Source organism: Novosphingobium indicum, from assembly GCF_014645195.1.
Classification (GTDB): domain Bacteria; phylum Pseudomonadota; class Alphaproteobacteria; order Sphingomonadales; family Sphingomonadaceae; genus Novosphingobium; species Novosphingobium indicum.
Genome location: NZ_BMLK01000001.1, coordinates 278,805 through 302,327, shown reverse-complemented (window position 1 = coordinate 302,327; position 23,523 = coordinate 278,805). Strand labels below are relative to the sequence as shown.

Annotated in this window: 22 protein-coding genes and 1 tRNA gene; 12 read left to right on the top strand and 11 right to left on the bottom strand. The window is 63.6% G+C overall.

The window, feature by feature from the left end:
* Positions 1-4 precede the first annotated feature (4 nt).
* The 5 genes from IEX64_RS01500 to IEX64_RS01480 all read right to left on the bottom strand — a co-directional run bounded on the left by IEX64_RS01500 (position 5) and on the right by IEX64_RS01480 (position 6,208).
* On the bottom strand, positions 5-1,405 hold the full coding sequence (locus IEX64_RS01500; RefSeq protein WP_188817520.1) for an exopolysaccharide biosynthesis polyprenyl glycosylphosphotransferase: 1,401 nt from the start codon (positions 1,403-1,405) through the stop codon (positions 5-7).
* A 150-nt stretch (positions 1,406-1,555) separates the two neighbouring features.
* On the bottom strand, positions 1,556-2,602 hold the full coding sequence (gene holA, locus IEX64_RS01495; RefSeq protein WP_188817518.1) for a DNA polymerase III subunit delta: 1,047 nt from the start codon (positions 2,600-2,602) through the stop codon (positions 1,556-1,558).
* Between the two features lie 32 nt (positions 2,603-2,634).
* Complete coding sequence (gene lptE, locus IEX64_RS01490; protein ID WP_188817630.1) at positions 2,635-3,072, bottom strand: LPS assembly lipoprotein LptE; 438 nt, start codon at positions 3,070-3,072, stop codon at positions 2,635-2,637.
* A gap of 56 nt (positions 3,073-3,128) precedes the next feature.
* Positions 3,129-5,684: a leucine--tRNA ligase gene (gene leuS / locus IEX64_RS01485; protein WP_188817515.1), complete on the bottom strand. Its 2,556-nt coding sequence runs from the start codon at positions 5,682-5,684 to the stop codon at positions 3,129-3,131.
* 59 nt (positions 5,685-5,743) lie between these two features.
* Positions 5,744-6,208, bottom strand: a complete 465-nt coding sequence (locus IEX64_RS01480; protein ID WP_188817513.1) for a DUF3576 domain-containing protein — start codon at positions 6,206-6,208, stop codon at positions 5,744-5,746.
* A 325-nt stretch (positions 6,209-6,533) separates the two neighbouring features.
* Here IEX64_RS01480 and IEX64_RS01475 point away from each other — a divergent pair, with 325 nt between their 5' ends.
* The 3 genes from IEX64_RS01475 (at position 6,534) to IEX64_RS01465 (ending at position 8,406) form a co-directional block, all read left to right on the top strand.
* A complete protein-coding gene (locus tag IEX64_RS01475) occupies positions 6,534-7,256 on the top strand; it encodes a hypothetical protein (RefSeq protein WP_229709997.1) in 723 nt (240 codons plus the stop codon).
* A 138-nt stretch (positions 7,257-7,394) separates the two neighbouring features.
* Complete coding sequence (gene phbB, locus IEX64_RS01470; RefSeq protein ID WP_188817511.1) at positions 7,395-8,117, top strand: acetoacetyl-CoA reductase; 723 nt, start codon at positions 7,395-7,397, stop codon at positions 8,115-8,117.
* 61 nt (positions 8,118-8,178) lie between these two features.
* On the top strand, positions 8,179-8,406 hold the full coding sequence (locus IEX64_RS01465; protein ID WP_188817510.1) for a ribbon-helix-helix domain-containing protein: 228 nt from the start codon (positions 8,179-8,181) through the stop codon (positions 8,404-8,406).
* 67 nt (positions 8,407-8,473) lie between these two features.
* On the opposite strand, the gene IEX64_RS01460 is transcribed toward IEX64_RS01465, so the two are convergent.
* Together IEX64_RS01460 and murA are read right to left on the bottom strand one after the other, a co-directional pair.
* Positions 8,474-8,689 (bottom strand): hypothetical protein, encoded by a 216-nt coding sequence (locus tag IEX64_RS01460; protein WP_188817508.1) that lies wholly within the window; start codon positions 8,687-8,689, stop codon positions 8,474-8,476.
* Between the two features lie 68 nt (positions 8,690-8,757).
* Complete coding sequence (gene murA / locus IEX64_RS01455) at positions 8,758-10,041, bottom strand: UDP-N-acetylglucosamine 1-carboxyvinyltransferase (RefSeq protein WP_188817506.1); 1,284 nt, start codon at positions 10,039-10,041, stop codon at positions 8,758-8,760.
* 154 nt (positions 10,042-10,195) lie between these two features.
* On the opposite strand from murA, the gene IEX64_RS01450 reads away from it, so the two are divergent.
* On the top strand, positions 10,196-11,077 hold the full coding sequence (locus IEX64_RS01450) for a UTP--glucose-1-phosphate uridylyltransferase (RefSeq protein WP_188817504.1): 882 nt from the start codon (positions 10,196-10,198) through the stop codon (positions 11,075-11,077).
* A gap of 33 nt (positions 11,078-11,110) precedes the next feature.
* Here IEX64_RS01450 and IEX64_RS01445 read toward each other — a convergent pair whose 3' ends face one another.
* The 4 genes from IEX64_RS01445 to IEX64_RS01430 form a co-directional block, all read right to left on the bottom strand.
* Positions 11,111-11,746 (bottom strand): lytic transglycosylase domain-containing protein, encoded by a 636-nt coding sequence (locus tag IEX64_RS01445; protein WP_373290116.1) that lies wholly within the window; start codon positions 11,744-11,746, stop codon positions 11,111-11,113.
* Positions 11,747-11,826: 80 nt separating this feature from the next.
* Positions 11,827-12,915: a phytase gene (locus IEX64_RS01440; protein WP_188817499.1), complete on the bottom strand. Its 1,089-nt coding sequence runs from the start codon at positions 12,913-12,915 to the stop codon at positions 11,827-11,829.
* A complete protein-coding gene (locus IEX64_RS01435; protein WP_188817497.1) occupies positions 12,915-15,704 on the bottom strand; it encodes a TonB-dependent receptor in 2,790 nt (929 codons plus the stop codon). Before IEX64_RS01435 ends, IEX64_RS01440 begins: the two co-directional genes overlap by 1 nt.
* A gap of 166 nt (positions 15,705-15,870) precedes the next feature.
* Positions 15,871-15,945: transfer RNA gene (locus tag IEX64_RS01430), tRNA-Thr, on the bottom strand.
* A gap of 128 nt (positions 15,946-16,073) precedes the next feature.
* Between IEX64_RS01430 and IEX64_RS01425 the strand changes: the two genes are divergently transcribed.
* The 8 genes from IEX64_RS01425 to lspA all read left to right on the top strand — a co-directional run bounded on the left by IEX64_RS01425 (position 16,074) and on the right by lspA (position 23,522).
* Complete coding sequence (locus IEX64_RS01425) at positions 16,074-16,256, top strand: hypothetical protein (RefSeq protein WP_188817495.1); 183 nt, start codon at positions 16,074-16,076, stop codon at positions 16,254-16,256.
* A gap of 69 nt (positions 16,257-16,325) precedes the next feature.
* Positions 16,326-17,012: a 2,3-diphosphoglycerate-dependent phosphoglycerate mutase gene (gene gpmA, locus IEX64_RS01420; RefSeq protein WP_188817493.1), complete on the top strand. Its 687-nt coding sequence runs from the start codon at positions 16,326-16,328 to the stop codon at positions 17,010-17,012.
* Between the two features lies 1 nt (position 17,013).
* Complete coding sequence (gene purE, locus IEX64_RS01415; protein WP_188817491.1) at positions 17,014-17,505, top strand: 5-(carboxyamino)imidazole ribonucleotide mutase; 492 nt, start codon at positions 17,014-17,016, stop codon at positions 17,503-17,505.
* A gap of 97 nt (positions 17,506-17,602) precedes the next feature.
* Positions 17,603-18,661, top strand: a complete 1,059-nt coding sequence (locus IEX64_RS01410) for a 5-(carboxyamino)imidazole ribonucleotide synthase (protein ID WP_188817489.1) — start codon at positions 17,603-17,605, stop codon at positions 18,659-18,661.
* 14 nt (positions 18,662-18,675) lie between these two features.
* Positions 18,676-19,161, top strand: coding sequence for a dihydrofolate reductase (locus IEX64_RS01405; RefSeq protein WP_188817487.1), 486 nt, complete (start codon positions 18,676-18,678; stop codon positions 19,159-19,161).
* 12 nt (positions 19,162-19,173) lie between these two features.
* Positions 19,174-20,106 carry a bifunctional riboflavin kinase/FAD synthetase gene (locus IEX64_RS01400; RefSeq protein WP_188817485.1) on the top strand — a complete coding sequence of 311 codons (933 nt, stop codon included), beginning with the start codon at positions 19,174-19,176 and terminating at the stop codon, positions 20,104-20,106.
* A gap of 96 nt (positions 20,107-20,202) precedes the next feature.
* The gene (gene ileS, locus IEX64_RS01395) at positions 20,203-23,007 is read left to right on the top strand and encodes an isoleucine--tRNA ligase (protein ID WP_188817483.1); all 2,805 of its coding nucleotides are present in this window, start codon (positions 20,203-20,205) and stop codon (positions 23,005-23,007) included.
* Positions 23,004-23,522 carry a signal peptidase II gene (lspA, locus tag IEX64_RS01390; RefSeq protein WP_188817481.1) on the top strand — a complete coding sequence of 173 codons (519 nt, stop codon included), beginning with the start codon at positions 23,004-23,006 and terminating at the stop codon, positions 23,520-23,522. The genes ileS and lspA overlap by 4 nt, the downstream gene beginning before the upstream one ends.
* Position 23,523 lies beyond the last annotated feature (1 nt).

Below are 23,523 nucleotides of genomic sequence, written 5' to 3'. Positions count from 1 at the left end.
CCGATCAGAATGCGCGGTCGTGGACAAGGACGCGCAGCGTCAGGAAGATGATCTTGATGTCGCGCATGATCGTCCAGCCCTCAAGGTATTCGAGGTCGGACTGGAGGCGGTTGACCAGATCGGATTCGTGGTCCGTCGCACCGCGATAGCCACGGATCTGCGCCAGACCGCTCAGGCCGGGCTTGAGGCAGTGGCGCTGCCAGTAGCGCAGGTCGACTTCCCAGAACAGCTTGTCACCCGCCAGCGAACCCGTCGCATGCGGACGCGGCCCGACAAGACTCATGTCGCCAAGCAGCACGTTGAAGAGCTGCGGCAGTTCGTCGATGCTGGTGCCGCGAATGAAACGCCCCACCCTGGTGATGCGCTGGTCGTTCTTCGAAGCCGACTGGTTGCCGTCCTTGTCGCACAGGGACTGCGTCATCGACCGGAACTTGTACATGTTGAAGAACCGGTTGCCGCGGCCCATGCGCTTTTGCATGAAGAACACGGGACCGCCGTCCTGCAGCTTCACCGCCAGAGCCACCGCAATGAGCAGCGGCGACAGCGCGATGATCGCGGAACCGGCGAAGGTAACGTCGAACAGCCGCTTGATGGCGCGGTCACGCATACCGAGCGGCCCTGCCGAAACGAGCAGAAGGCCATGCTTGCCGACCACGCGCGCGCCCTGGGCGCCGAGCCGCGCAACCTCGTCGTCGAGCACTTCGCCGTCGACGTTGGCGCCCTTGAGCATCATGGCCCACTCAGCACGCCTGCCGCCCGGACAACTGACGATCACACGGTCTATATTGCGCAGGATCAGCCCGAGACGGTCGAGCGCATCCGGGTCCTTCAGATCGGGCTTCAATTCCATGGCGGCGGCGGAAATACGAATGGCACCCCGCATGTTCACTTGCGGACCACCGTCGTCGATGATCAGTTCGTTGATCACGCTGGCCCCGCAGCGCCACCGCACGAAACTGCGCAACTGCAGGCGCGTCCAAGCCATAAGGAGCATGGCCGCAAGCGCGCCGCCATTGAAAACCGAGCGGGAGAAATCCGTACCCGGCTTGATGAGGAACTGGACGAACACGACCACCGCCATGGCAATGACGACCGCAAGCATGGCCCGGAATATGCCTGTCCACGCTTCGCGCAGCGCATCGATCGAATAGGCGCCGTTGTAGAGTGCCAGAGTCAGGAATATCGGCAGGATCAGCTGCGCGTGGACCAGCGAGTCGGCCACGCCTTCGCGAGCAGCAAAAACATATCCGACGACAGAAAAACCGAGAATAACGGAAATAATATCGCCGACCAGCAGCGCCAGATAGCACTGTAGACGGCGCTTTTCACGAGACGGCGCAACAAGAAGATCATCGACGTGAGGCGCGTCCGCTACAAGCGGACGCGCGGCAAACGGCGCGTTCATCGGCTTTGTACTCCCCGTACTCATGGTCGTGGCCATTACCCCCAAGCCAGGACTACTGCACCATACGCAACAGCTGCTTCATGCTGCAGTGCAAAAGGTATATGCACCGATGGTTCGAACGGGCAACCGCAAAATATTATCAATCCCTGTTCATTTTGACGGCTGTTTAACTTTGGAACAGGCAATGCGGCTAATCGTCAACAAACCATCTGCCAGAAGCAGTTCGGCGTCCTGACTATTGGTCATAAGTGACTGGTGTAAGGCAACAAGCCTTGCGACGAGTCGTTCCAACCGCGGGCCACGCCAATTCTTGAGCTGAACGGCAAGGGCCGGCTGATCTTTCCAGAAGATGCGGCGCGCGCCTGCTTCTGCTTTCAGAAAACCTCCGACATCGGGATTTCGTCCAAGCCGGGCGTTGAGAGCAGCAAGTTGCGCCACCCGCCGCTCGAACGCCAGCAGCAGGCCTACCGGATTGAGCCCCAGCTCGCGCATACGCTTGAGTTCAGGACCGACAGCCTCGCGCCGTCCGCCCAGAACCGCGTCGACCAGCGGCGTGAAGCCATCATCCTCGGTCTGCGCGCCAACCGCATCGAGGTCTGCGGCCGATACCGGACGCGGCGTTTCCGGGGAGGCGTCGAGATAGAGCGCCAGCTTGGTGACTTCGGAGCGCGCCAGGCGTGTATCGAGGCCGGAGGCGCGCGCAATGCGCTCGGCAATCTCGCTGCCGAGCTTCAGGCCTGCGGCGTTTGCCATCGTGCGGACTGAAGCCGTGACCGAACCGAGATCGGGCGGATAGAACATCGCCACAAGGCCATCCGGTCGGTTCGCAAGCAGCTTGGCCGTACGCGACTTGTCCGTCGCACCCGTAGCCACGATCAGGACCGGACAGGCCTCCACGGCATTCTCGAGCAGCAGAGAGACGGCATCGTGGGCCTCGTCGCCCTGGGCGCGGATCCAGATGTGCCGCGTGCCGCCGAAAAGCGAATTTGAGCGGGCTTCGTCGCCGAGCCTGACCGGGTCCTTGCGCAATTCCGCACCGGCCATTTCGACCCGCTCACCCGGATCGGAGAGGAGCGAGACGATTCGCGCCGCTGCATCGCTTGCGCCAGCTTCATCCGGGCCGCAGAAGAAGAAGACTTTCGCCTCTTGCGCGGCGCGGGCTGCTATTCCGCCGAAATCCTTCTGAGTCGCCTTCACAATGCCTCGGACCCGGTCACGGGATCATCCGTTCACTGGGCCGTATCGCCACGAAGGCGCAAGGCAATGCTGGTAACGATGCGGCTCGCGACATCCTTGGAGAGATTTTCCAGAGCCGTCTGTTCCGCGGCGATCGTTGCATAGTCCGACGAGACAACATCGATACCTGCATCCGAACCAGCGGTAGCATCCAACACCACGTCCCCGCTCGAAAGGTCGACGAGCTGGTAGCGGGCACGCAGGGTGCGCCGTTCGCGGCCGATGGTATCGTCCGAGAGCAGCGCAAAGCCTTCCAGATTGTCGTCGAGGCGCACGTCGAGACGATAGCGGGCGGAAGATCCGCTGCCATCCGAGCCCAGCCGGTCCAGCAGCGCGTTGCGGACAAGCCACCCGGCCCGCCCCTCGATAGCGGAAACCTGCACATCGGAAAGCCCGCGCGCCACCTTGCCGCTACCGCCGCCCGCGTACATTGGCTGCAGGCCGCAGCCAGCCAGCGCCAAGGCAGCAGCAAAGGCGATCAGCACTCTCACGCGACGAGGTTCACAAGACGGTCGGGCACGACGATTACCTTGCGGATTTCGGCTCCATCCAGAGCACGCTGCACCTTCTCGCTGGCGAGGGCAAGCGCCTCCAGCTCTTCCTTCGCAGTGCCCTTGGCGACCGTCAGGGTATCGCGAAGTTTGCCCTTGACCTGTACGGCGATGGTCACTTCGTCCTCGACGAGCAGCGCGGGATCGACTTCGGGCCAAGCGGCATCGGCGACCAGACCCTCGCCGAAGGTCGCGTAAGCCTCTTCGGCAAGGTGCGGCATCATCGGCGCGATCAGCAAAAGCAGCGTGCGGATCGCAGCCGAACGGCTGGCGGACGGCTTCGCCTTCTCGACTGCGCCGGTCAGCTCGTAGATGCGCGCCACGGCCTTGTTGAAGCCGAGCGATTCGATGTCTTCGGCCACGGCCGCCACGGCCTGGTGCGCCTTGCGGTCGATGGCCTTGTCTTCGCCTTCGGCAGACGCATCGTACTGCCCGAAAAGACGCCACAGACGCTGCACAAAGCGGGCGCAGCCTTCGATCCCGGCCTCGGACCAGGGCAGGTCGCGCTCGGGCGGGCTGTCGGAAAGCATGAACCAGCGGATCGCGTCGGCGCCGTAGGTCGCGACGATCTCGTCGGGATCGACCACGTTCTTCTTCGACTTCGACATCTTGATGACGCGGCCAACCTCGACTTCGCCACCGTCGTCCTTAGCGAAAACACCTCCGTCACGGCGCTCTATTTCGTCTGGTGCTAGATACGCGCCGAGGACTCTAGCCATCTCTGGCGGCGTGTCCTTTTGTGGCGGGAGTTGGACAATCCTCTGATATGTCTCATGCGTGACCATGCCCTGCGTGAACAGGCTCCCGAAAGGCTCCTTCACCTCGATCTTGCCGATATGGGCGAGCGCGCGTGTCCAGAAGCGGGCGTAGAGCAAGTGCAGGATCGCGTGCTCGATGCCGCCGATATACTGTTCGACCGGCAGCCACTGCGCGATCTGCGCCGGGTCGAAAGGACGATCCTTGGGCTGGCTGGCGAAACGCAGGAAATACCACGAGCTGTCGACGAAGGTATCGAGCGTGTCGGTCTCGCGTCGGGCGGGCTTGCCGCACTGGGGACAGTCGACATGCTTCCAGGTCGGGTGACGCGCCAGCGGATTGCCGGGGACCGAGAAATCGACGTCCTCGGGCAGCGTGACCGGAAGCTGCTTCTTGGGCACCGGCACGACGCCGCAGACTTCGCAGTGGATGAACGGGATCGGCGTACCCCAGTAGCGCTGGCGCGAAACGCCCCAGTCGCGCAGCCGCCAGACCGTCTTGCCTTCGCCCCAGCCCTCGCTTTCGGCACGCGAGATTACCTCGGCCTTGGCCTCCTCGACGCTCATGCCGTTTAGGAAGTCCGAATGGACGCAGACGCCGTCACCGGCTTCCGCTTCACCTTCGAAGGGCTTGTCGGCATCGTCTGCGCTGGCGGCGACGACGCGCAGGATCGGCAGCTCGTACTTTGTGGCGAATTCGAAGTCGCGCTGGTCGTGACCGGGAACGGCCATGACCGCGCCGGTGCCGTATTCCATCAGCACGAAGTTGGCGATGTAGACCGGCAATTCGGCGCCGGTGAACGGATGCCGCACCTTGAAACCGGTATCGAAACCGAGCTTTTCTGCCGTCTCCAGCTCAGCCGCGGTGGTGCCCCCGCGCTTGCACTCCTCAATGAATGCCTGCGCTTCGGCGGACTTCGCCGCAACCTGCTGCGCCACCGGGTGTTCCGCAGCCACGGCTACGAAGCTGGCGCCAAAGATCGTGTCCGGGCGGGTCGAATAGACTTCGATTTCCGAATCGAAGTTGGCCGGTTTGAAGCGGAACTGCAGGCCCTGACTCTTGCCGATCCAGTTTTCCTGCATGGTCCGGACCTTTTCCGGCCACTTGTCGAGCGACCCCAGACCTTCGAGCAGTTCCTCGGCGAAATCGGTGATCTTGAGGAACCACTGCGAGAGCTTGCGCTTCTCGACCAGCGCGCCCGAGCGCCAGCCTCGCCCGTCGATCACCTGCTCATTGGCAAGCACGGTCTGGTCGACCGGGTCCCAGTTGACCGCCGATTCCTTGCGGTAGACGAGACTGCCTTCGTAGAGATCGAGGAACAGCGCCTGTTCGTGGCCGTAGTACTCCGGCTCGCAGGTGGCGAGTTCGCGGCTCCAGTCGAGCGCGAAACCAAGGCGCTTGAGCTGCGCCTTCATGTTGGCGATGTTCTCACGCGTCCAGCCTCCCGGGTGCACACCCTTTTCCATGGCGGCGTTCTCGGCGGGCATACCGAAGGCATCCCAACCCATCGGGTGCAGGACCTCGAAGCCCTTCATCCGCTTGTAGCGCGCGAGCACGTCACCCATCGTGTAATTGCGCACGTGGCCGATGTGGATGCGCCCCGAAGGATAGGGGAACATCTCGAGGACGTAGCTGCGCGGCTTCGCGCTCGAATCGTCCGCCTTGAAGCATTGCGCATCGTCCCACGCAGCCTGCCAGCGCGTGTCCGCCTGAGCCGGATCGAACCGCTCACTCATGTCAGTCTAGTCTCCTGCGGGCCTTCCCTGCCCGCCAAATGGATAAACCCGGCGTGGGATCAGCCACCCATCGAGTTGCGACGCAGATCGCGCGCGCGGGTCAGGATGATGTCTTCGAGCTTCTGCACGGTCGCGGCCTGAACCGGCGCCGGCGTCCAGCCGCCGCCCTGCGCCACTTCGCGCACGGCCGTCACCTTGAGGGCGTCGGCCCGCAGATCCTGATCGAGGATCAGCACCGAAATCTTCACGCGTTCGCCCGGATCCTTGGGATTGGTGTACCAGTCGGTGACGATGACACCACCGGCGCTGTCCGACTGGAGCAGCGGCATGAACGAAAGCGTGTCGAGGCTGGCACGCCATAGGTAGCTGTTCACGCCGATCGTGGTCACCTGCGAGGGTGCCATGACCGCGCCCGTCTGCTTCTTGCCGCCGCAACCGGCCAGTGCGAGCGCCGCCGTGGCACAGACGGCCGTGGTGACCAGCGAGCGCGCGGTGAAAAAGCCGGTATCGGTGCTGCCTGTCATTGTCGTTCCCAGTTCCTGATCTTGTCTGGCGGGAACCGGAAACCGGCACCTGCCTTCACTCGCCTCTATAACCGCCACTGCCGGGGCGGCAAGTGCGCGTTCCTCGCCCGTCCACCCTAAACCGCCGCTGAACATCGGGATGGGCAGGGCCGACCTACCCCCGACCGACCACTCTCTCGCCTGCACGATCAGGCTATGTTAATATCGCAGGATGAAGATACGTGGCCTGCCGCAGGCACCTGAAGTGCGCACTGCAGCGGATGGATTTGACGGGCAACAGGGCTGGACCATGGTTTCGGAGGGCGCAATTGCGTCGAGAGGCAGCATGAAGGCCGGTGTAATGATCGCCGCCAGCGTCGGAGTGCTTGCGCTCCCCAGCGCTGTCATGGCGTTTTCCTCGACATTCGCGACCCTGACAGGGCGAAGCGCTCCCATCGATTCTCTCGATCCCGAAGCCTCACCCGAAAACCTGACCCGGGTCATCGCCATGCGATCGCTGGCAAAGGGCGAGCGTTTTCCGTTCACGCCGGCGGGGACGCCGAATCGCCCCGAACGGTCCGTAACCGTGGCCGTGCGCGTCGATCCCGAAGCGGCGAAGGCGATCATCGTCCACGGCACGAGCGAAGTCGCGAAGAATGCGAGCGAACCCGGCCGGCTGCGCATTCCGCAAACGGCATTCAACCTGGGCGTCTCGCGCGGCTACCAGAACTTCGCGCAGGACCTCGTTCCGCAGACACCGAACAACAAGTCGCTGGCGGACGCACCCGAACTCAAGAAGTTCAGCCTGCAGCCCAGCCCGGCAGCCACGGACAACCCGCGCTTCAGCACGCGGCTTTCGATTGACGAGAAGCGCGCGCCGGGCCGGGCGCCGCGCACCTTTGCCGGAGATGCAGGCGAAGTTGACCTGAGCGGCGCCTATCGCGTGACCGACAATCTGAATGTCACGGCAGGCGTACGCTATTCGCAGGACCGCGAGCGCCTGTTGCCGCTGACCGACGGCAGGCAGGACAGCCAGGCCGTCTATGTGGGGACCCAGTTCAACTTCTGATTCCGGCAAGGCGCCTTGCAGGAAAATCAACGCAGTCTGCACCGAATAGCCATCGAATAGCGCTTCAGCGGCCTTGCTCAATTACTTGGCATTTCCTAGCACTGTGCCTGGTGGATGCACACAAGCGAGAGGCTCGATATGGCGCGCGTTGCAATTGTTACCGGTGGGACCAGGGGTATTGGTGAAGCCATTTCGCTGGCCCTGAAAGACAGAGGTCACACCGTCGTCGCGAATTACGGCGGCAACGACGAAAAGGCCAAGGCCTTTACGGCGGCCACGGGCATTCCCGCCTACAAGTGGGACGTCGGCGATCACGAAGCGACGCTCGAAGGGTGTGCGCGGGTGGCCGAGGAGGTCGGGCCGGTCGACATCGTCGTCAACAACGCGGGCATCACCCGCGACGGCGTGCTCCACAAGATGAGCTTCGAAGACTGGAACGAGGTGATGCGAATCAACCTCGGCGGCTGCTTCAACATGGCCAAGGCCTGCTTCCCCGGCATGCGTGAACGCAAGTGGGGCCGCGTGGTCAACATCGGCTCGATCAACGGCCAGGCCGGCCAATACGGTCAGGTGAACTATGCGGCTGCGAAGTCCGGCATTCACGGCTTCACCAAGGCACTGGCGCAGGAAGGCGCCAAGTTCGGAGTGACAGTGAACGCCATCGCACCGGGGTATATCGATACCGACATGGTCGCGGCGGTGCCCGAACCGGTGCTGGAAAAGATCGTCGCCAAGATCCCGGTGGGCCGCCTCGGCCATGCTTACGAGATCGCCCGCGGCGTCGCTTTCCTGTGCTCGGAAAATGCGGCTTTCGTGACCGGCTCGACGATGAGCATCAACGGCGGCCAGCACATGTACTGATGCCGGCCAGAGAAGGCATGGCGCGATGTTCAGGCGCTGAACATCGCGCTACCTTCGTGCCATGAGCACACTCTATCACCCGCCGGTGAAACGTTCGGTCGAGATCGCGGGACATAAGACATCGATCAGCCTCGAACCCGTGTTCTGGGACATGCTGAAGGTCGCAGCGGCGCGCGAAGGCGTGCCGCTCAACGCCATCGTGGCGCGAATCGATGCTGAACGGCTTGAAGCCGAAGTCCCGCCCGGGCTGGCCAGCGCCATCCGGGTATGGCTGGCGTCACGGCTCTAGCGCCGACACGACGAAGGGAGCGGCTCCGCGTTGCGGAACCACTCCCTTCGCAAAGACCAGCGTCCTGTCAGTACGTCGCCGGCGGGTCGCTCGCCGGGAAACTCTCATCGATCGCTTCATCGGTCTTCGACCAGCGAACAGGCTTGTCCTGCATGTTTTCGGGACCAGCATCGCGCACGCGCTGTCCGTCTCCGGCATGCGCGGCCTTGGCTTCCTTGTTGGTCGCATACTTGTAGAGCGCGTAGCCGGCGGCACCGGCGGCGGCCATCTTGATCAGGCCCATGTCCAAACTCCTCCAGACTCCAAAATTGGGTTACGGAGGAGAAACGCACGGGTCCTCTCAGAGTTTCCTCAGTCGCTGCCGACCCGTTCGATCTGCGCGCCGACCAGCGCCAGCTTTTCCTCGAGCCGTTCATAGCCGCGGTCGAGATGGTAAAGGCGATGAACCTGAGTCTCGCCCTCGGCAGCAAGGCCCGCGATCACGAGGCTCATCGAGGCCCGCAGGTCGGTAGCCATGACTTCGGCGCCGGTGAGTTTTTCGACGCCGTGGACGATGGCGGTGCGCCCCTTGGTCTCGATACGCGCGCCCATGCGGTTGAGTTCGGGCACATGCATGTAGCGATTCTCGAAAATCGTCTCGGTCAGCACGCTCGAGCCCTCTGCCCGGCAGACCAGCGCCATAAGTTGGGCCTGCATGTCGGTGGCAAAGCCCGGATAGGGCGCAGTCGAAAGCGTCACCGGACGCAGCTTACCGTCGGACGCCACCTTCAGGCCTCCCGCAACCGGCTCGATGGCAACCCCTGCATCGCGCAGCGCCTGGACCGTGGCTTCCATTTCCTCGATCCGCGCGCCTTTCAGCGTCACTTCACCGCCGGTAATGGCTGCGGCGCAAGCATAGGAACCGGCCTCGATACGGTCGGGCATGACCATGTAGGTCGCCCCGTGGAGACGCGGAACGCCATGGATCACCAGATCGGACGTGCCGATGCCCTCGATCTCGGCCCCCATCGCGACGAGCAGCTTGCATAAGTCGACGATTTCCGGCTCGCGCGCGGCATTGTGAAGCGTTGACTTGCCGCGGGCCGTGACGGCCGCCATCAGCGCATTCTCGGTCGCGCCCACGGACACCACCGGGAAGGAATACCGTCCCCCAGGCAAACCACCATCCGGCGCAATCGCACGGACATAGCCAGCAGCAAGTTCGATCTGCGCGCCCAGCGCCTCAAGCGCCTTGAGGTGAAGGTCGATCGGCCGGTTGCCGATAGCGCAGCCGCCGGGCAGCGAGACGGTCGCTTCGCCCATGCGCGCCAGCATCGGGCCGAGTACGAGAATCGATGCACGCATCTTGCGCACGAGATCGTACGGAGCGACCGAGCTGGTGATGCGCGTCGCCTGAAGCGTCATCACCCGGCCGAAATCCTCGGGCCGGCTTCCCGCAATCATTGTCGAGATGCCGAACTGATTCATCAGGTGCTGGAAGCCGTCGATGTCGGCCAGACGCGGCAGATTGCGCAGAGTCAGCGGCTCGTCGGTCAGCAAGGCACAGGGCAACAGGGTGAGTGCTGCATTTTTTGCGCCCGAAACGGGGATAGTGCCCGAAAGACGTTTTCCGCCTTCGATAATGATCTTGTCCATCCCCCGTCATTTAACGGGAAAAGCGATCACGGCAACGGGTGACCCGACAGAGAGTTGTGATGACAGCAGCCGTTAGAACAATACGTCACGGTTGCATGCGTCTGTCTAAGTCGCTTTATTTGCAGTGCAACACAGGGAGGCCCCGTCTCAGCCCATGAGTGACTCGAATTTCCGCAAGCCCGTCCGCAAGGCCGTTTTCCCGGTGGCGGGCCTGGGCACCCGCTTCCTGCCGGCAACGAAGGCGATTCCAAAGGAACTGCTGCCCGTCGTCGATCGACCATTGATCCAGTATGCGGTCGATGAAGCGCGCGAGGCCGGTATCGAGGAGTTCATTTTCGTCACCGGGCGCGGCAAGACGGCGATCGTCGAGCATTTCGATACGGCCTACGAACTCGAAGCGACGATGACCGGCCGCGGCAAGTCGCTCGCACCGCTCGACCCGACTCGCATCGAGCCCGGCAATCTGGTGACCGTACGCCAGCAAGTGCCGATGGGGCTGGGCCATGCCGTATGGTGCGCGCGGGCCGTGACCGGAGACGAGCCTTTCGCGATCTTTCTCCCCGACGAGCTCATGTACGGTTCGCCCGGCTGCATGGCGCAGATGATCGAGGCCTACAACGAAGTGGGCGGCAACCTCGTCTCGGTGCTCGAAGTGCCAATGGAGGAAGTCTCCAGCTACGGCGTCATTGCGCCGGGTGAAAGCAAGGGCAACCTTACCGAAGTCAAAGGCCTGGTCGAAAAGCCCAAGGTGGACGAGGCGCCTTCGAACAAGATCGTCTCGGGCCGCTACATCCTCCAGCCGGAAGTCATGGACCTGCTGGCAAGCCAGGGCAAAGGCGCCGGCGGCGAGATCCAGCTTACCGATTCGATGGCGAAGCTGATCGACAAGCAGCCGTTCCATGCGGTCACCTTCAACGGCCGTCGTTTCGACTGCGGTTCGAAGATCGGTTTCGTGGAAGCGACGCTCGCACTTGCACTTGATCGCGAGGATATGGGCGCCGAAGTGCGCGAAATGGCCAAGAAGATGCTGGGCTGATCGAGCCCGCAGTGCGTAGCCCGCTGCGGCGGGCTACTGCCGGACAGTGTCGGTCAGGCGCGCCATGATCGCGGCAACGTACTGTTTCGTTTCGCGAATGTTGGGAATGCCGCCCGCCTTCTCCACGCGGGACGGGCCGGCATTGTAGGCGGCAAGCGCCTTTTCAACGTCGCCGCCGAAAGCATCGAGCTGCATGCGCAAGTACCGGGCGCCACCTTCGAGATTGGCCGTCGGATCGCCCGGATCGACGCCCATCTGTGCAGCTGTGCCGGGCATCAACTGCGCAAGACCGCGCGCACCGGCGGGCGATACGGCACGTTCGTTCCAGCGGCTTTCCTGCCAGACCACGGCTTCAAGCAACGCCGGGCTGATATCGTATTTCGCAGCCAGTTGCGCGATGCGGACACGCCAGCGCGACGGCCCCGCGGCATCGAGCGCCTCGGTGATCGACTGCGGGTGAAGCTCCGCGTCGATTGCCAGCGGGGTCTGTTCCACGCTGGCTGCATCGTCCAGACCATCCGGAGAAACCAGACCGACGGCAGGCCCGACCGGCCCGCCGGCAATCCACTCGGCCCCGGAATCACCGAGCTGCATGACATCAGCCATGGCGGGAAGTGGCGCGCCAAGTATCAGGGCAGCCAAGGCCGCCGCTGTCGCGCGCGCTTTCACGGATTTCGAATCCCACACCATGGCCGCCGCCATTACCGCAAATGGAGGGCGCCGCTCAAGCAATATGCAGCGGCACCGCTCTATTCGATTTCCAGCGCCTCGCGGATCGATTGCCACGACAGGAGCTTGAAGTTCTGCGCCTCCGGCGCGTTGTCGCCGTCCTGTGCAATGAACAGGCCTTCCGGAAAACGCGGACCGAAATCGCCCAGCACGACCTCGATGCCGTCGGTATCGCTGGTGCCATCGATTTCGCCTCCGCCGATACGGAAGCGACCGGTCATGGAGCCGTCCGCAAGGTCGAACAGCGTATAGGCGTTGTCGCCCTGGCTGGATGCGACCAGCCAAGCCCGCTCCTTGCCGTCGCGGGCGATGGCAAGACCTTCGACGTCGTCGACGAGCCCATCCTGTGCGCCGACGCGGGCATAGGCCTCGGCCTTCAGAACGGTCTGCAGCGGGACTTTCCAGATGCCGACATCTTCCTCGGCGACATAGAGCGTCTGCGTGGCGTCATCGACGACGCAGCCTTCCGACTGGGTCGCCAGCTTTACGTCGCGGATGTAGGTCGGAACGATCCGGTCGCCCTGTTCGAACAAGGCGCTTTCGACGACCGTCCCGTCCTTGAGCACGACATAGGCGCGAGCGAGATCGTTTTCGCCGAGCGCACCGCCCATGCAGAAGCCATAGGCCTCGGCCGAGCCGCGATCTGCCGGCAGGAATGTCTCCGTTCCGATTTCGGAGAGCTTGCCATTGGTGCCCTCCAGCCAGAACAGCGCGATACGCGGCTGGGACCGGTCGGTGCGGTCGCTGGCGGCCACGAGGATGCGCTTCGTGCCATCGGCAAGCGTGACCTCACGCAGATCCGCGTTGTTGAGCGCGCCGGCAGCGAGAAAATCGCGCACCTTCCCATCGAGCCCATAGACATAGAGCCCGGCCTTCTTGTCGGTCCCGACAATCAGGCTGGCTGCAGGATCGGCAGCATTGCGCCAGATCGCCGGATCGTCTGCCGCGTCGTCGTTGGCGGTGCCAACCGGCACGGTTTCGGCGATCGCTGGGACGTCCACAGCCGGGAGATAGGCCTTCGGCGGCTCCGGCAGGGTCGCACACCCTGCCAGGAGCAGGCCCGGGAGCAGTGCTCCCGAGCCATACTTTACGAGATCGCACATCCGCATCAGAAGTTCACCCGCGCGCCGAACTTCACGGTCTGGCCGTACTGCTCGAACTGCAGCAGGCGCTGGGCGCTCTCGAAGTTCTGGTAGGCGAAGTACCGCGCATTGTTGATGTTGATCACGTCGAGGGTGAGGCGGATATTGTCGGTCACCTTCAGCTTGCCCGAGAAATCGAGCTGGAAGTGCTTGTCTACCCAGCGGTCTTCGGTGGCATCTTCGCCGACCTCGTCCAGGTACCTGTCGCGGAAGGTGCCCGAAAGGCGCAGGTTCACCGGTCCCTTCTGGTAGCCGAGAACGGCGTTGAAGGTGTTCTTCGACGAATTCGGCAGACTGATCCGACGGCCATCGCCCAGTTCGCCCTTTGCATACGTGTAGGTGTAATTGAACTGCGTCAGCAAGCCGTCGAACGGCGCGGGCAGCATGGTAAAGGCCTGGCTGTAGCTCGCTTCGAAACCGACGATCGTCGCGCTGTCACCGTTACGGAAAGTGGTGAACTCATCGTAGGCGATACCCTGGTAGGTGAAATCGTCGAAGGTCTGCTCGTAAGTAAAGTTGTCGACCGACTTGTAGAAGGCGTTGAAGGTCAACGCGCCGTTCGAGGTGAAATAGTACTCGACGCTCGTATCAAGGTTCCATGCTTTGTAAGGCAGCAAATCCGGATTGCCGAATTCTGCCTCGTTGTCTTCGTTCACCGTCGAGCGCGGCGCAAGCTGGGAGAACTTGGGGCGAACCAGGCTCCTGGAGCCGGCAAAGCGTGCGACGATGTTGTTCTGCGGAGAGACACGGATCGCCAGGCTGGGCAGCCAGTCCGTATAGCTGCGCTTGTACTGGACGGCCTCGATGATCGGCAGGTCGGCACCATCCACTTCGGTGACGATGTTGCCGTTCAGCGTGTTCTCGGTGTGCTCCATACGAACACCGCCGATGACCCGGACGGCATCCGAGTCCCAGCGAGCCAGGGCGTACCCGGCATAGATGTTTTCCTTGACCGAATAGTCATCGGTCGCACCATCGTAGGCGACGTCGAAATCGTCGATCTCGAAAGTGTCCCTGTAGGCGTTGAGGAACGTTTCGCCTGCCGACTTGGTCAGGACGGGACCGAGGCTTATGCCATGCAGACGGTAGGTCTGCTCGCCGAGTTCGGCATCGGCCATGGTGTACTCGATTTCGCCGCCTTTGTACTTGATGTAGTTGAAGTCGTAAGACTTCTCACGCCAGCGAGCCTTGCCGCCGACCTGAACCGTGAAGTCCCCGTTGTCCATCGCGAAAGTGCGCGCAAGATCGGCCTTTACCGCCCATTCCTCGTCCTGGCTGTCGGACAGGGTGGTCAACTCGATCTTGTCGAACTCGTAGTTCTCGGGACCGTTCACGAGATTGGCGCCGCTGGTGATGGCGTAGGTCGGGACCCTGCGATCCGAATAATCCCAGTCGATGCCGACTCCTGCGCCTTCAAATTCGGCGGCAAAGGCAATCGGGTCGACGGAGTGAGTCTCCTTCTCGCTCGACTTGGAGTAGCTGGCCAGCCAGCTGAACTTCCAGATGCCGGTGTCCGTGTCCGAACCCAGCGCAATCGAGTAGATGCGCTGGCGCTCGAAACGATCCTTGAGATCGCGCTCGATCACGATGGCACCATCGCCTTCGTCATCGGCGGCGTCGGTGAAGCTGACGCCGGTGCTGGTCCAGGTGATGTCCGTCGCGTCCTCGAAGTTGAACGTCGTGCGGCGGCGATATTCCTGGTCGTCGAACTGGCTCCAGATGCCCTTTACGAAGGCCGTCGTGGTGTCCGATACGCGCCAGTCGAAGCTGAGGTTGGCATTGATGCGCTTACGCTCGACGTCGTAGTCGCGATACTCCAATACTTCGCTGTAGGCCGTACCGTCGTCGGCCGTGGTCCAGGGATCGGATTCGACATTGTCGGTTTCGAACTTGCGGTTGTAGTAGCTTACGCCGCCGGAAACGCCGAAATCGTCGCCAATCGGAGCGGAGAAACTGGCCGAAACCTTTGGAGTCACTTCACCCGAATAGTCATTGTAGCTGCCTTCGGCATTGACCGAGAAGCTGGCCTTCTTGAGGTCGAAGGCGCTGGTGGTGTTGATCTCGATCGAGGCGCCGATGGTGTCGGCGTCCATGTCCGGCGTAAGCGACTTCTTGACCTCGATCGATTCGATCAGGTCCGAAGAGATGACGTCGAGGGCGACACCGCGCGAATCCGATTCCGGCGCCGGGATGCGCACACCGTTAAGCGAGGTCGAGTTGAGATCGGGGTCCAGGCCACGCACCGACACGTAGCGCCCTTCGCCCTGATCGTTGAGGATGTTCAGGCCCGGCAGGCGGCGCAGCGATTCGGCGACATTCTGGTCGGGGAACTGGCCGATGGCGTCGCGGGTCAGCACCGATTCGACACCATCCGCAGCTTTCTTGCGCGACAACGAGCTGGAAAGGTTGGCGGCCTGACCCACCACCAGGATGTCCCCGCCACCGATGCCGGCCAGCGCGAAGTTGCCTGAAACCCGGCCGGTCGCCGGCACCGAAATCGTGCGCGCTTCCATGACGGCGCCAACGTAGTCGACCTCCACCGTGTAGTCGCCTGCGGGAATGTCCGCGAAAATGTAGCTGCCATCGCGGCTTGTCTCGGCTTCGCGATTCAATTCGACAATTCGCACCGTGGCCGACTGCAGAGCTCGGGTTCCGGTGGCGTCAGAGACGTTGCCGGAGAGTTCACCTGCGTGAACGACAGTCGCGAAAGACGTCGAGGCTAGCAGCCCCGCGACGAGGCGGAGGGACGTTTTCATGTGATGGGAACCCCTGTTGCGAATGAATTGCGCGGGGCCTAGGGGCGGTCTGTGACACCGGCGTGCCACTACCGAGACAGTTCCATGACATCGTTGCACGCAACACAGACGCCACACGACTCGGGATTCCGGGCGTTCTTGTGCAAGGGACTGATCCGGAGGGGAATGGTGCTGCTGGGGAGGATTGAACTCCCGACCTCACCCTTACCAAGGGTGCGCTCTACCACTGAGCTACAGCAGCGCCTTTGTTCGGACGATCCGGAACGCGTCGATTCCGGTTGCCCGAGGCAGGGGCGCGCTATTGTCTGCGAAGGTGGCAATTGTCAAGCGCCGCTTGCGCTTTGCCGCGACGAACGGCAATGCCGCGCCATGGACGAGAAATCTGGCACAGATGGCGGGAAGGACACAGGCAAGCTCACCCGCGAGGAGCGCCTTGCCGCCAAGCTGCGCGAAAACCTGCGCCGCCGCAAGGCACAGGCGCGCGCGCATGCTTCCCGGGGCAACGACGATATCGAATCGGGCAGGCTTTCCAAACCGTCCGCGGAAAGCTAGGGGCAGCGGCCTGACAATCGCGACACGCCGCTCCGGTTGCGGCACCGCAAGCCAACAGGGAGTCCTGCCTTGCCCCGTCTGATTCTTCTGCGCCACGGCCAGAGCCAGTGGAACCTCGAAAATCGCTTCACCGGCTGGTGGGACGTAGACGTGACCGAAAAGGGCGAGGCGGAAGCCCGCGCCGCCGGCGCTCTGCTGAAGGACAAGGGCATGCTGCCCACCGTGGCCTTCACCTCGGTCCAGACCCGCGCGATCAAGACGCTGCACTTCGCTCTGGAAGCGGCCGGCATCCTGTGGATCCCGGAAACCAAGGACTGGCGCCTCAACGAGCGGCACTATGGCGGGCTCACCGGCCTCGACAAGGCCGAGACGGCCGCCAAGCACGGCGATGACCAGGTCAAGATCTGGCGCCGCAGCTTCGACACGCCGCCGCCGGTGCTGGAACGCGGCAGCGAGTTCGATCTGTCCGACGATCCGCGCTATGCCGGCATCGACGTGCCGCAGACCGAAAGCCTCAAGGACACCATCGCGCGCGTCCTGCCTTATTACGAAGGCGCCATCGTGCCGCACCTCAAGGCCGGCGCCACGGTGCTGGTCGCCGCGCACGGCAACTCGCTGCGCGCGCTGGTAAAGCACCTCTCGGGCATTTCGGACGACGAGATCACCGGTCTCGAGATCCCGACCGGTCAGCCGATCATCTACGATCTGGACGACGAACTGGCCGTTCTCGACCGTTACTACCTGTCGGAGCGCTGATATGAGCGAAGCGGGTACCCCGCCGGTCGCGATCATCATGGGCAGCCAGTCGGACTGGCCGACCATGCAGCGCGCCGCCGCGATGCTCGACAAGCTGGGCGTCGCCTACGACGCGCGCATCGTTTCGGCCCACCGCACGCCCGACCGGCTGGTCGAGTTCGCCAAGAGCGCGGCGGACGAAGGCTTCAAGGTGGTGATCGCCGGTGCCGGCGGTGCCGCGCACCTGCCCGGCATGGTCGCGGCGATGACGCACCTGCCGGTGCTGGGCGTACCGGTGCAGTCCAAGGCGCTTTCGGGGCAGGACAGCCTGCTCTCGATCGTGCAGATGCCCGCGGGCATTCCGGTGGGGACGCTGGCCATCGGCGAGGCGGGCGCGGCCAATGCCGGCCTGCTTGCCGCCGCCATTCTCGCCACTTCCGACGAGGCACTGGCCGAGCGTCTGCAGGCCTTCCGCGCCGAGCAGACCGCCAGCGTCGCAGAGCGGCCGTCCTGATGCTTCGACAAGCTCGGCATGAGCGGGAAATGACCGCAATTCTCACCCCCAATTCCGCTCGTCCTGAGCCAGTCGAAAGACAGTAGGTAAAACGCGCATGATCGCACCGGGAGAGACAATCGGCATCCTCGGCGGCGGCCAGCTTGGCCGGATGATCGCCATGGCCGCAGCGCAGCTGGGCTATCGCTGCCATATCTACGCGCCCGAAACCGACTCCGTCGCCGCCGATGTCTCCGCCGCGTTCACCTGCGCCGAATGGGACGATGCCGAGGCCATGGCCGCCTTCGCCGCCGATTGCGCGGTGGTGACCTACGAGTTCGAGAATGTGCCGGTGGGTCCGCTCTCGGCGTTGGGCACTGTCGTTGCCCACCCGCATCCGCGCGCACTGGAAATCGCGCAGGACCGGCTGAGCGAAAAGCGCTTCGTCAGCGATCTGGGCGGCACACCGGCCCCGTTCGCACCGGTTGATTCGAAGCTCGACCTCATGGCCGCCGTGTCTGGGATCGGTGCTCCCGGCATCCTCAAGACCCGCCGTGACGGCTACGACGGCAAGGGCCAGTGGCGGATCGGCAGCGCGGACGATGCCAGCGCGCTCGACCTGCCCGACACCGCCCTGATCTACGAAGGGTTCGTGACCTTCTTCGCCGAGTTCTCGGTGATCCTGTGCCGCGGCACCGACGGCGACATCCGCTTCTTCGATTCGGCCCGCAACGTCCACGAAAACGGCATACTTGCGTTTAGCGGCGTGCCGGCACCGGCAAACCTGCTCGAACAGGTCCCCGCCGCGCGCGCGCTCGCTGCCAAGGTGGCGGAGGCGCTCGACTATGTCGGCGTGCTCACGCTGGAATTCTTCGCGACCGAGAACGGGCCGGTATTCAACGAAATGGCGCCGCGCGTCCACAATTCGGGGCACTGGACCATCGAGGGCTCCGTGACCAGCCAGTTCGAAAACCACGTGCGCGCCATCTGCGGATTGCCGCTGGGAAGTACCGGACTGGCAGCCAGGGCCGTCGAGATGCGCAACCTGATCGGGGACGAAGCGCACGACTGGGCCACGATCCTTTCCGATCCGGCCAATCACCTGCATCTCTACGGCAAGGCCGCCGCGCGGCCCGGGCGCAAGATGGGCCACGTCACCCGGCTGACGCTGGACTGAGGCGGGCAGACGGCATGGCGCAGGATGTGTTCTTGATCTACGCGCGCGCCGCGAATGGGGTGATCGGCCGCGACGGCGCCCTGCCCTGGCGGCTTTCCGCCGACCTCAAGCACTTCAAGGCCATGACCATGGGCAAGCCGATGATCATGGGGCGCAAGACCTTCGAGAGCTTCCCCTCCCCGCTGCCGGGCCGTCGCCATATCGTGCTGACGCGCGACCGCGACTGGCAGGCGCAAGGCGCGGAGGTGGTACATTCCCCCGATGCCGCGCTGGCGCTCGCAAGCGAAGGCGAAGTGGCGGTGATCGGAGGTGCGGAAATCTACGCCCTGTTCCTCCCGCTCGCCAGCCGCATCGAACTGACCGAGATTCACGCCGACTACGAAGGCGATACCGCGATGCCGCCGCTTGGCCCCGAATGGCAGGAGCAGGCGCGCGAAGAACACGCAGCGCAAGGCGAAGCACCGGCTTACGCTTTCGTGACGCTGCAGCGCGACCTATAGGCGGCTGCAACCATGATTCGCCTCGACAACCTCACCCCCATTCCCGAATCGATGCGCGGCGCGATTGTCGCGCTGGGCAACTTCGACGGTTTCCATCAGGGCCATCAGGCCGTTGTCGGAGAAGCCATCCGCTGGGCCCGCGCCGAAGGCCGGCCCGCGATCGTCGCCACGTTCGACCCGCACCCGGTGCGTCTGTTCCAGCCGGATGCCGAGCCGTTTCGGCTGACCACACTCGAACAGCGCGAGGAATTGTTCGCCGCTGCCGGCGCCGATGCCATGCTGGTGCTCCACTTCGACCGCGCCATGGCCACGATGGGCGCGGCCGAGTGGGTCGAGAAGGAACTCGTCGGCCACCTCGGCGCTACCGGCGTCGTTACCGGCGAGGACTTCACTTTCGGGCGCGGACGTAGCGGCAATCCGCAAGTGCTCAGCGAAGTCGGCGGACGTTTCGGCCTGTCGGGCCGTACAGTCGGTCCGGTCAGCGACGCCGAGGGGGTGATTTCCTCCAGCCGCATTCGCGAGGCGCTCAAGGCCGGCGATTGCGAAACGGCGGCGCGCCTACTCACGCGCCCCTTCGCGATCCGCGGCGTGGTCCAGCATGGCGACAAGCTGGGCCGCGAAATCGGCTTTCCCACCGCCAATATCGACATGGCCGCCTATCTGCGCCCACATTACGGCGTCTACGCGGTGACTTCGCGCCTGGCCGACGGACGCGAGCTGCCCGGCGCCGCCAATCTCGGCGTGCGCCCCCAGATCGACCCGCCCAAGGAACTGCTCGAGCCGCACATCTTCGACTTTTCCGAGGAACTGTACGATCAGGAAATCGAAGTGGTGTTCCATCACTTCCTTAGGCCCGAAGGCAAGTTCGATTCGCTTGCGGCGCTGACCGCTCAGATTGCAGCCGATTGCATCAAGGCACGCGCCTTGCTGGCCGGCGTGGCCTGACTAGGGATTTTTACCGCATCCTGCCCCGGTAATGCGTGGTTGTGCGCAAGGCGGGCTCTTCCAACGTTAAGCCAATTGTTCTAACGCCCGCCGATCATGACCGAACAGCGCGACTATCGTAACACCGTCTTCTTGCCGAAGACCGATTTTCCCATGAAGGCCGGGCTCCCTCAGAAGGAACCGGGCATTCTTGCGCGCTGGCAGGAACAGGACATTTACCGCGTCATCCGCGAGGCCCGCGCCGGACGCGAAAAGTTCATCCTGCATGACGGCCCGCCCTACGCGAACGGCGACATGCACATCGGCCATGCGCTTAACCATATCCTCAAGGACATGGTGGTGCGCACGCAGACCTTGCTCGGCAAGGACGCGCCCTATGTGCCCGGCTGGGACTGCCACGGCCTGCCCATCGAATGGAAGGTCGAGGAAGAATACCGCAAGAAAAAGAAGAACAAGGATGAAGTCCCGGCGGAAGAATTCCGCGCCGAGTGTCGCGCCTATGCGGCGCACTGGGTCGACGTGCAGCGCGAACAGCTCAAGCGGCTGGGCATCGGCGGCGACTGGGACAATCCCTATCTGACAATGGACTTCGCGGCCGAGGCGACGATCGTTTCGGAACTGATGAAGTTCGCCGAAAGCCAGATGCTCTACCGCGGCGCCAAGCCGGTGATGTGGAGCCCGGTCGAAAAGACCGCGCTGGCAGAGGCCGAAGTCGAATACGAAGACATCGTGTCGACCCAGATCGACGTCGGCTTCGAGATCGTCGAGTGCCCCGATGAAGACCTGATCGGCGCGCAGCTGGTGATCTGGACGACCACGCCCTGGACTATCCCGGTCAACCAGGCCGTCGCCTACGGCAAGCAGATCGACTACCACATGATCGAGGTCGAGGGCACCCGCTACCTCGTCGCCGAACCGCTCGTCGAGGGCTTCGTGAAGCGTCTGGGCCACGAGAGCCACGATCTGCACTTCTACATCAAGGGCGCCGGGCTCGAAGGCACCAAGGTGCGCCATCCCATGCACCACCTCGGCGGCTTCTTTGCCGAGCTGCGCCCGCTGCTCGACGGTTCCAGCTTCGTCACCACCGAAAGCGGTACCGGCTTCGTCCACATGGCGCCCGACCATGGCGAGGACGACTTCGATCTGTGCAAGGCGCACGGGATCAATCCCAAGTTCGCGGTCGAAGGCGACGGCAGGTACCGCGAGGACTGGCTGTGGCTGGGCGGTCAGGGATCGGTGATCAATCCCAAGTTCAACGCGCCCGACGGGCCGATCTGTTCGGACCTGCGCGAGACGGGCTGCCTGCTGGCCGCTTCGGCCGACTACCAGCACAGCTATCCGCACTCCTGGCGTTCGAAGGCCAAGGTCATCTACCGCTGCACCCCGCAATGGTTCGTGCCGATGGACAAGCCGATGGCGGCCGGCGGCGGCTTCACGCTGCGCGAAACCGCGCATAATGCGCTCGCCGAAACCCGCTTCGTGCCGGCCAAGGGCCGCAACCGCATCGGCGCGATGGTCGATGGCCGCCCCGACTGGGTGCTCAGCCGCCAGCGCGCCTGGGGCGTGCCGATCACGATCTTCGTCCACCGCGAAACCGGCGAGTATCTTGCCGATCCGGAAGTCAACGCGCGGATCGTCGCGGCCATCCGCCAGGGCGGCGTCGATGCATGGAACGACGCGCGCGCACAGGAATACCTCGGCAACAGCTACAATGCCGAGGACTACGAGCGCGTCACCGACATCCTCGACGTGTGGTTCGATTCCGGCTCGACCCACGCTTTCGTGCTCGAATCGGGCAAGTGGCCCGACCTGCTCCGCCCCGAAGGCTACAAGGGACCGCACGCGGACCTCTACCTGGAAGGCTCGGACCAGCATCGCGGCTGGTTCCAGTCCTCGCTGCTCGAAGCCTGCGCCACGCGCGGCCATGCGCCCTACAAGGCGGTTCTCACCCACGGCTTCACCATGGATGCCAAGGGCGAGAAGATGTCCAAGTCAAAGGGCAACACGGTCAGCCCGCTCAAGGTCATGGAGCAGTACGGCGCCGACATCATCCGCCTCTGGGCGCTGTCGGTCGACTTCACCGAAGACCACCGCATCGGCGAGGAGATCCTGAAGGGCGTGGGCGACCAGTACCGCCGCCTGCGTAACACCTTCCGCTACATGCTCGGCGCCTTGGCCGGTTTCAGCGAGGACGAACGCCTGCCGGTCGACGAGATGCCCGAACTCGAGCGTTACGTACTCTCGCTGCTCGGCGGGGTCGATTCCGCGCTTCGCAAGGCGATCGATGACTACGACTTCAACGACTACGTCCGCACGCTCGTCGATTTCTGCAGCGAAGACCTCTCGGCCTTCTTCTTCGACATCCGCAAGGACTGCCTCTATTGCGACGGCCCGGAGGATCTGAAGCGCCGCGCCTATCGCACCGTTCTCGACACGCTGTTCCACGCTCTGGTGCGCTATGCCGCGCCGGTGCTGGTATTCACCGCCGAAGAGACCTGGGGCACGCGCTATCCCGATGGCGGCAGCGTCCATCTGCTCGAATGGCCCGAAGTGCCGCAGGTCGAAGAGCAGAACGCGAAGTGGAACGCCCTTCGTGAGTTGCGCGAGACGGTCACCGAGACGATCGAGCCGCTGCGCCGCGAAAAGACGATCCGCTCCAGTCTCGAGGCCGAGATGACCGTTCCTGCGGCTTCGGTGCCCGAGGGCTTCTCCGATGCCGATCTGGCCGAGCTGTTCATCACTGCGACAGTCACGCGCGGGCAAGGCGAGGCGGTAACCGTCACGCCCACGTCCCACCACAAGTGCGGCCGCTGCTGGCGCCACCTTCCGGAAGTGTCCGAGGATGGCGATCTGTGCGGGCGCTGTGACGAAGTGGTCGGCGCCATGGAGGCCAATGCATGAACAACGCGGTGCGCCACCGCATCGCCGGTTTGCTGATCGCGGCGCTGATTTTCCTCGCGGACCAGGGTCTCAAGAGCTGGCTCGTTTACGGCCTGAAGCTGCGCCAGCAACATGTGATCGAGCTGCTGCCGTTCTTCGATTTGCGCTGGACGCAGAACTTCGGCGTCTCGCTCGGCCTGTTCACGGCCGGCTCTCCCGAAGGCCGCTGGGCGCTTGTGGCGATGACCGGTGCGATCGCGCTGTTCGTCTTTGTCTGGATGATGCGCGAGCGCAAGATGGGAGACATTGTTGCCCTGGCGCTGGTCCTCGGCGGGGCTGCGGGCAACATCCGCGACCGCGCCGAAGTGGGCTACGTCATCGACTATGCCGATCTGCATTTGGGGGAATGGCGCCCGTTCCTCATCTTCAATCTGGCCGATGCCGCGATTACCATCGGTGTCCTGATTATCCTTGCCCGATCCCTGCTTTCGAGCGAAAAGCCCGATGCGAAAACCGAACCCGCTCCGGAGAGTTGAT

Bases quoted from the DNA above. Each gene is read 5' to 3' on its own strand.
- IEX64_RS01500 (WP_188817520.1), bottom strand. From the start codon at position 1,405: ATGAACGCGCCGTTTGCCGCGCGTCCGCTTGTAGCGGACGCGCCTCAC.
- lptE (WP_188817630.1), bottom strand. From the start codon at position 3,072: ATGTACGCGGGCGGCGGTAGCGGCAAGGTGGCGCGCGGGCTTTCCGAT.
- leuS (WP_188817515.1), bottom strand. From the start codon at position 5,684: ATGAGTGAGCGGTTCGATCCGGCTCAGGCGGACACGCGCTGGCAGGCT.
- IEX64_RS01480 (WP_188817513.1), bottom strand. From the start codon at position 6,208: ATGACAGGCAGCACCGATACCGGCTTTTTCACCGCGCGCTCGCTGGTC.
- IEX64_RS01475 (WP_229709997.1), top strand. From the start codon at position 6,534: ATGAAGGCCGGTGTAATGATCGCCGCCAGCGTCGGAGTGCTTGCGCTC.
- phbB (WP_188817511.1), top strand. From the start codon at position 7,395: ATGGCGCGCGTTGCAATTGTTACCGGTGGGACCAGGGGTATTGGTGAA.
- IEX64_RS01465 (WP_188817510.1), top strand. From the start codon at position 8,179: ATGAGCACACTCTATCACCCGCCGGTGAAACGTTCGGTCGAGATCGCG.
- IEX64_RS01460 (WP_188817508.1), bottom strand. From the start codon at position 8,689: ATGGGCCTGATCAAGATGGCCGCCGCCGGTGCCGCCGGCTACGCGCTC.
- murA (WP_188817506.1), bottom strand. From the start codon at position 10,041: ATGGACAAGATCATTATCGAAGGCGGAAAACGTCTTTCGGGCACTATC.
- IEX64_RS01450 (WP_188817504.1), top strand. From the start codon at position 10,196: ATGAGTGACTCGAATTTCCGCAAGCCCGTCCGCAAGGCCGTTTTCCCG.
- IEX64_RS01440 (WP_188817499.1), bottom strand. From the start codon at position 12,915: ATGCGGATGTGCGATCTCGTAAAGTATGGCTCGGGAGCACTGCTCCCG.
- IEX64_RS01435 (WP_188817497.1), bottom strand. From the start codon at position 15,704: ATGAAAACGTCCCTCCGCCTCGTCGCGGGGCTGCTAGCCTCGACGTCT.
- IEX64_RS01425 (WP_188817495.1), top strand. From the start codon at position 16,074: ATGGACGAGAAATCTGGCACAGATGGCGGGAAGGACACAGGCAAGCTC.
- purE (WP_188817491.1), top strand. From the start codon at position 17,014: ATGAGCGAAGCGGGTACCCCGCCGGTCGCGATCATCATGGGCAGCCAG.
- IEX64_RS01410 (WP_188817489.1), top strand. From the start codon at position 17,603: ATGATCGCACCGGGAGAGACAATCGGCATCCTCGGCGGCGGCCAGCTT.
- IEX64_RS01405 (WP_188817487.1), top strand. From the start codon at position 18,676: ATGGCGCAGGATGTGTTCTTGATCTACGCGCGCGCCGCGAATGGGGTG.
- IEX64_RS01400 (WP_188817485.1), top strand. From the start codon at position 19,174: ATGATTCGCCTCGACAACCTCACCCCCATTCCCGAATCGATGCGCGGC.
- ileS (WP_188817483.1), top strand. From the start codon at position 20,203: ATGACCGAACAGCGCGACTATCGTAACACCGTCTTCTTGCCGAAGACC.
- lspA (WP_188817481.1), top strand. From the start codon at position 23,004: ATGAACAACGCGGTGCGCCACCGCATCGCCGGTTTGCTGATCGCGGCG.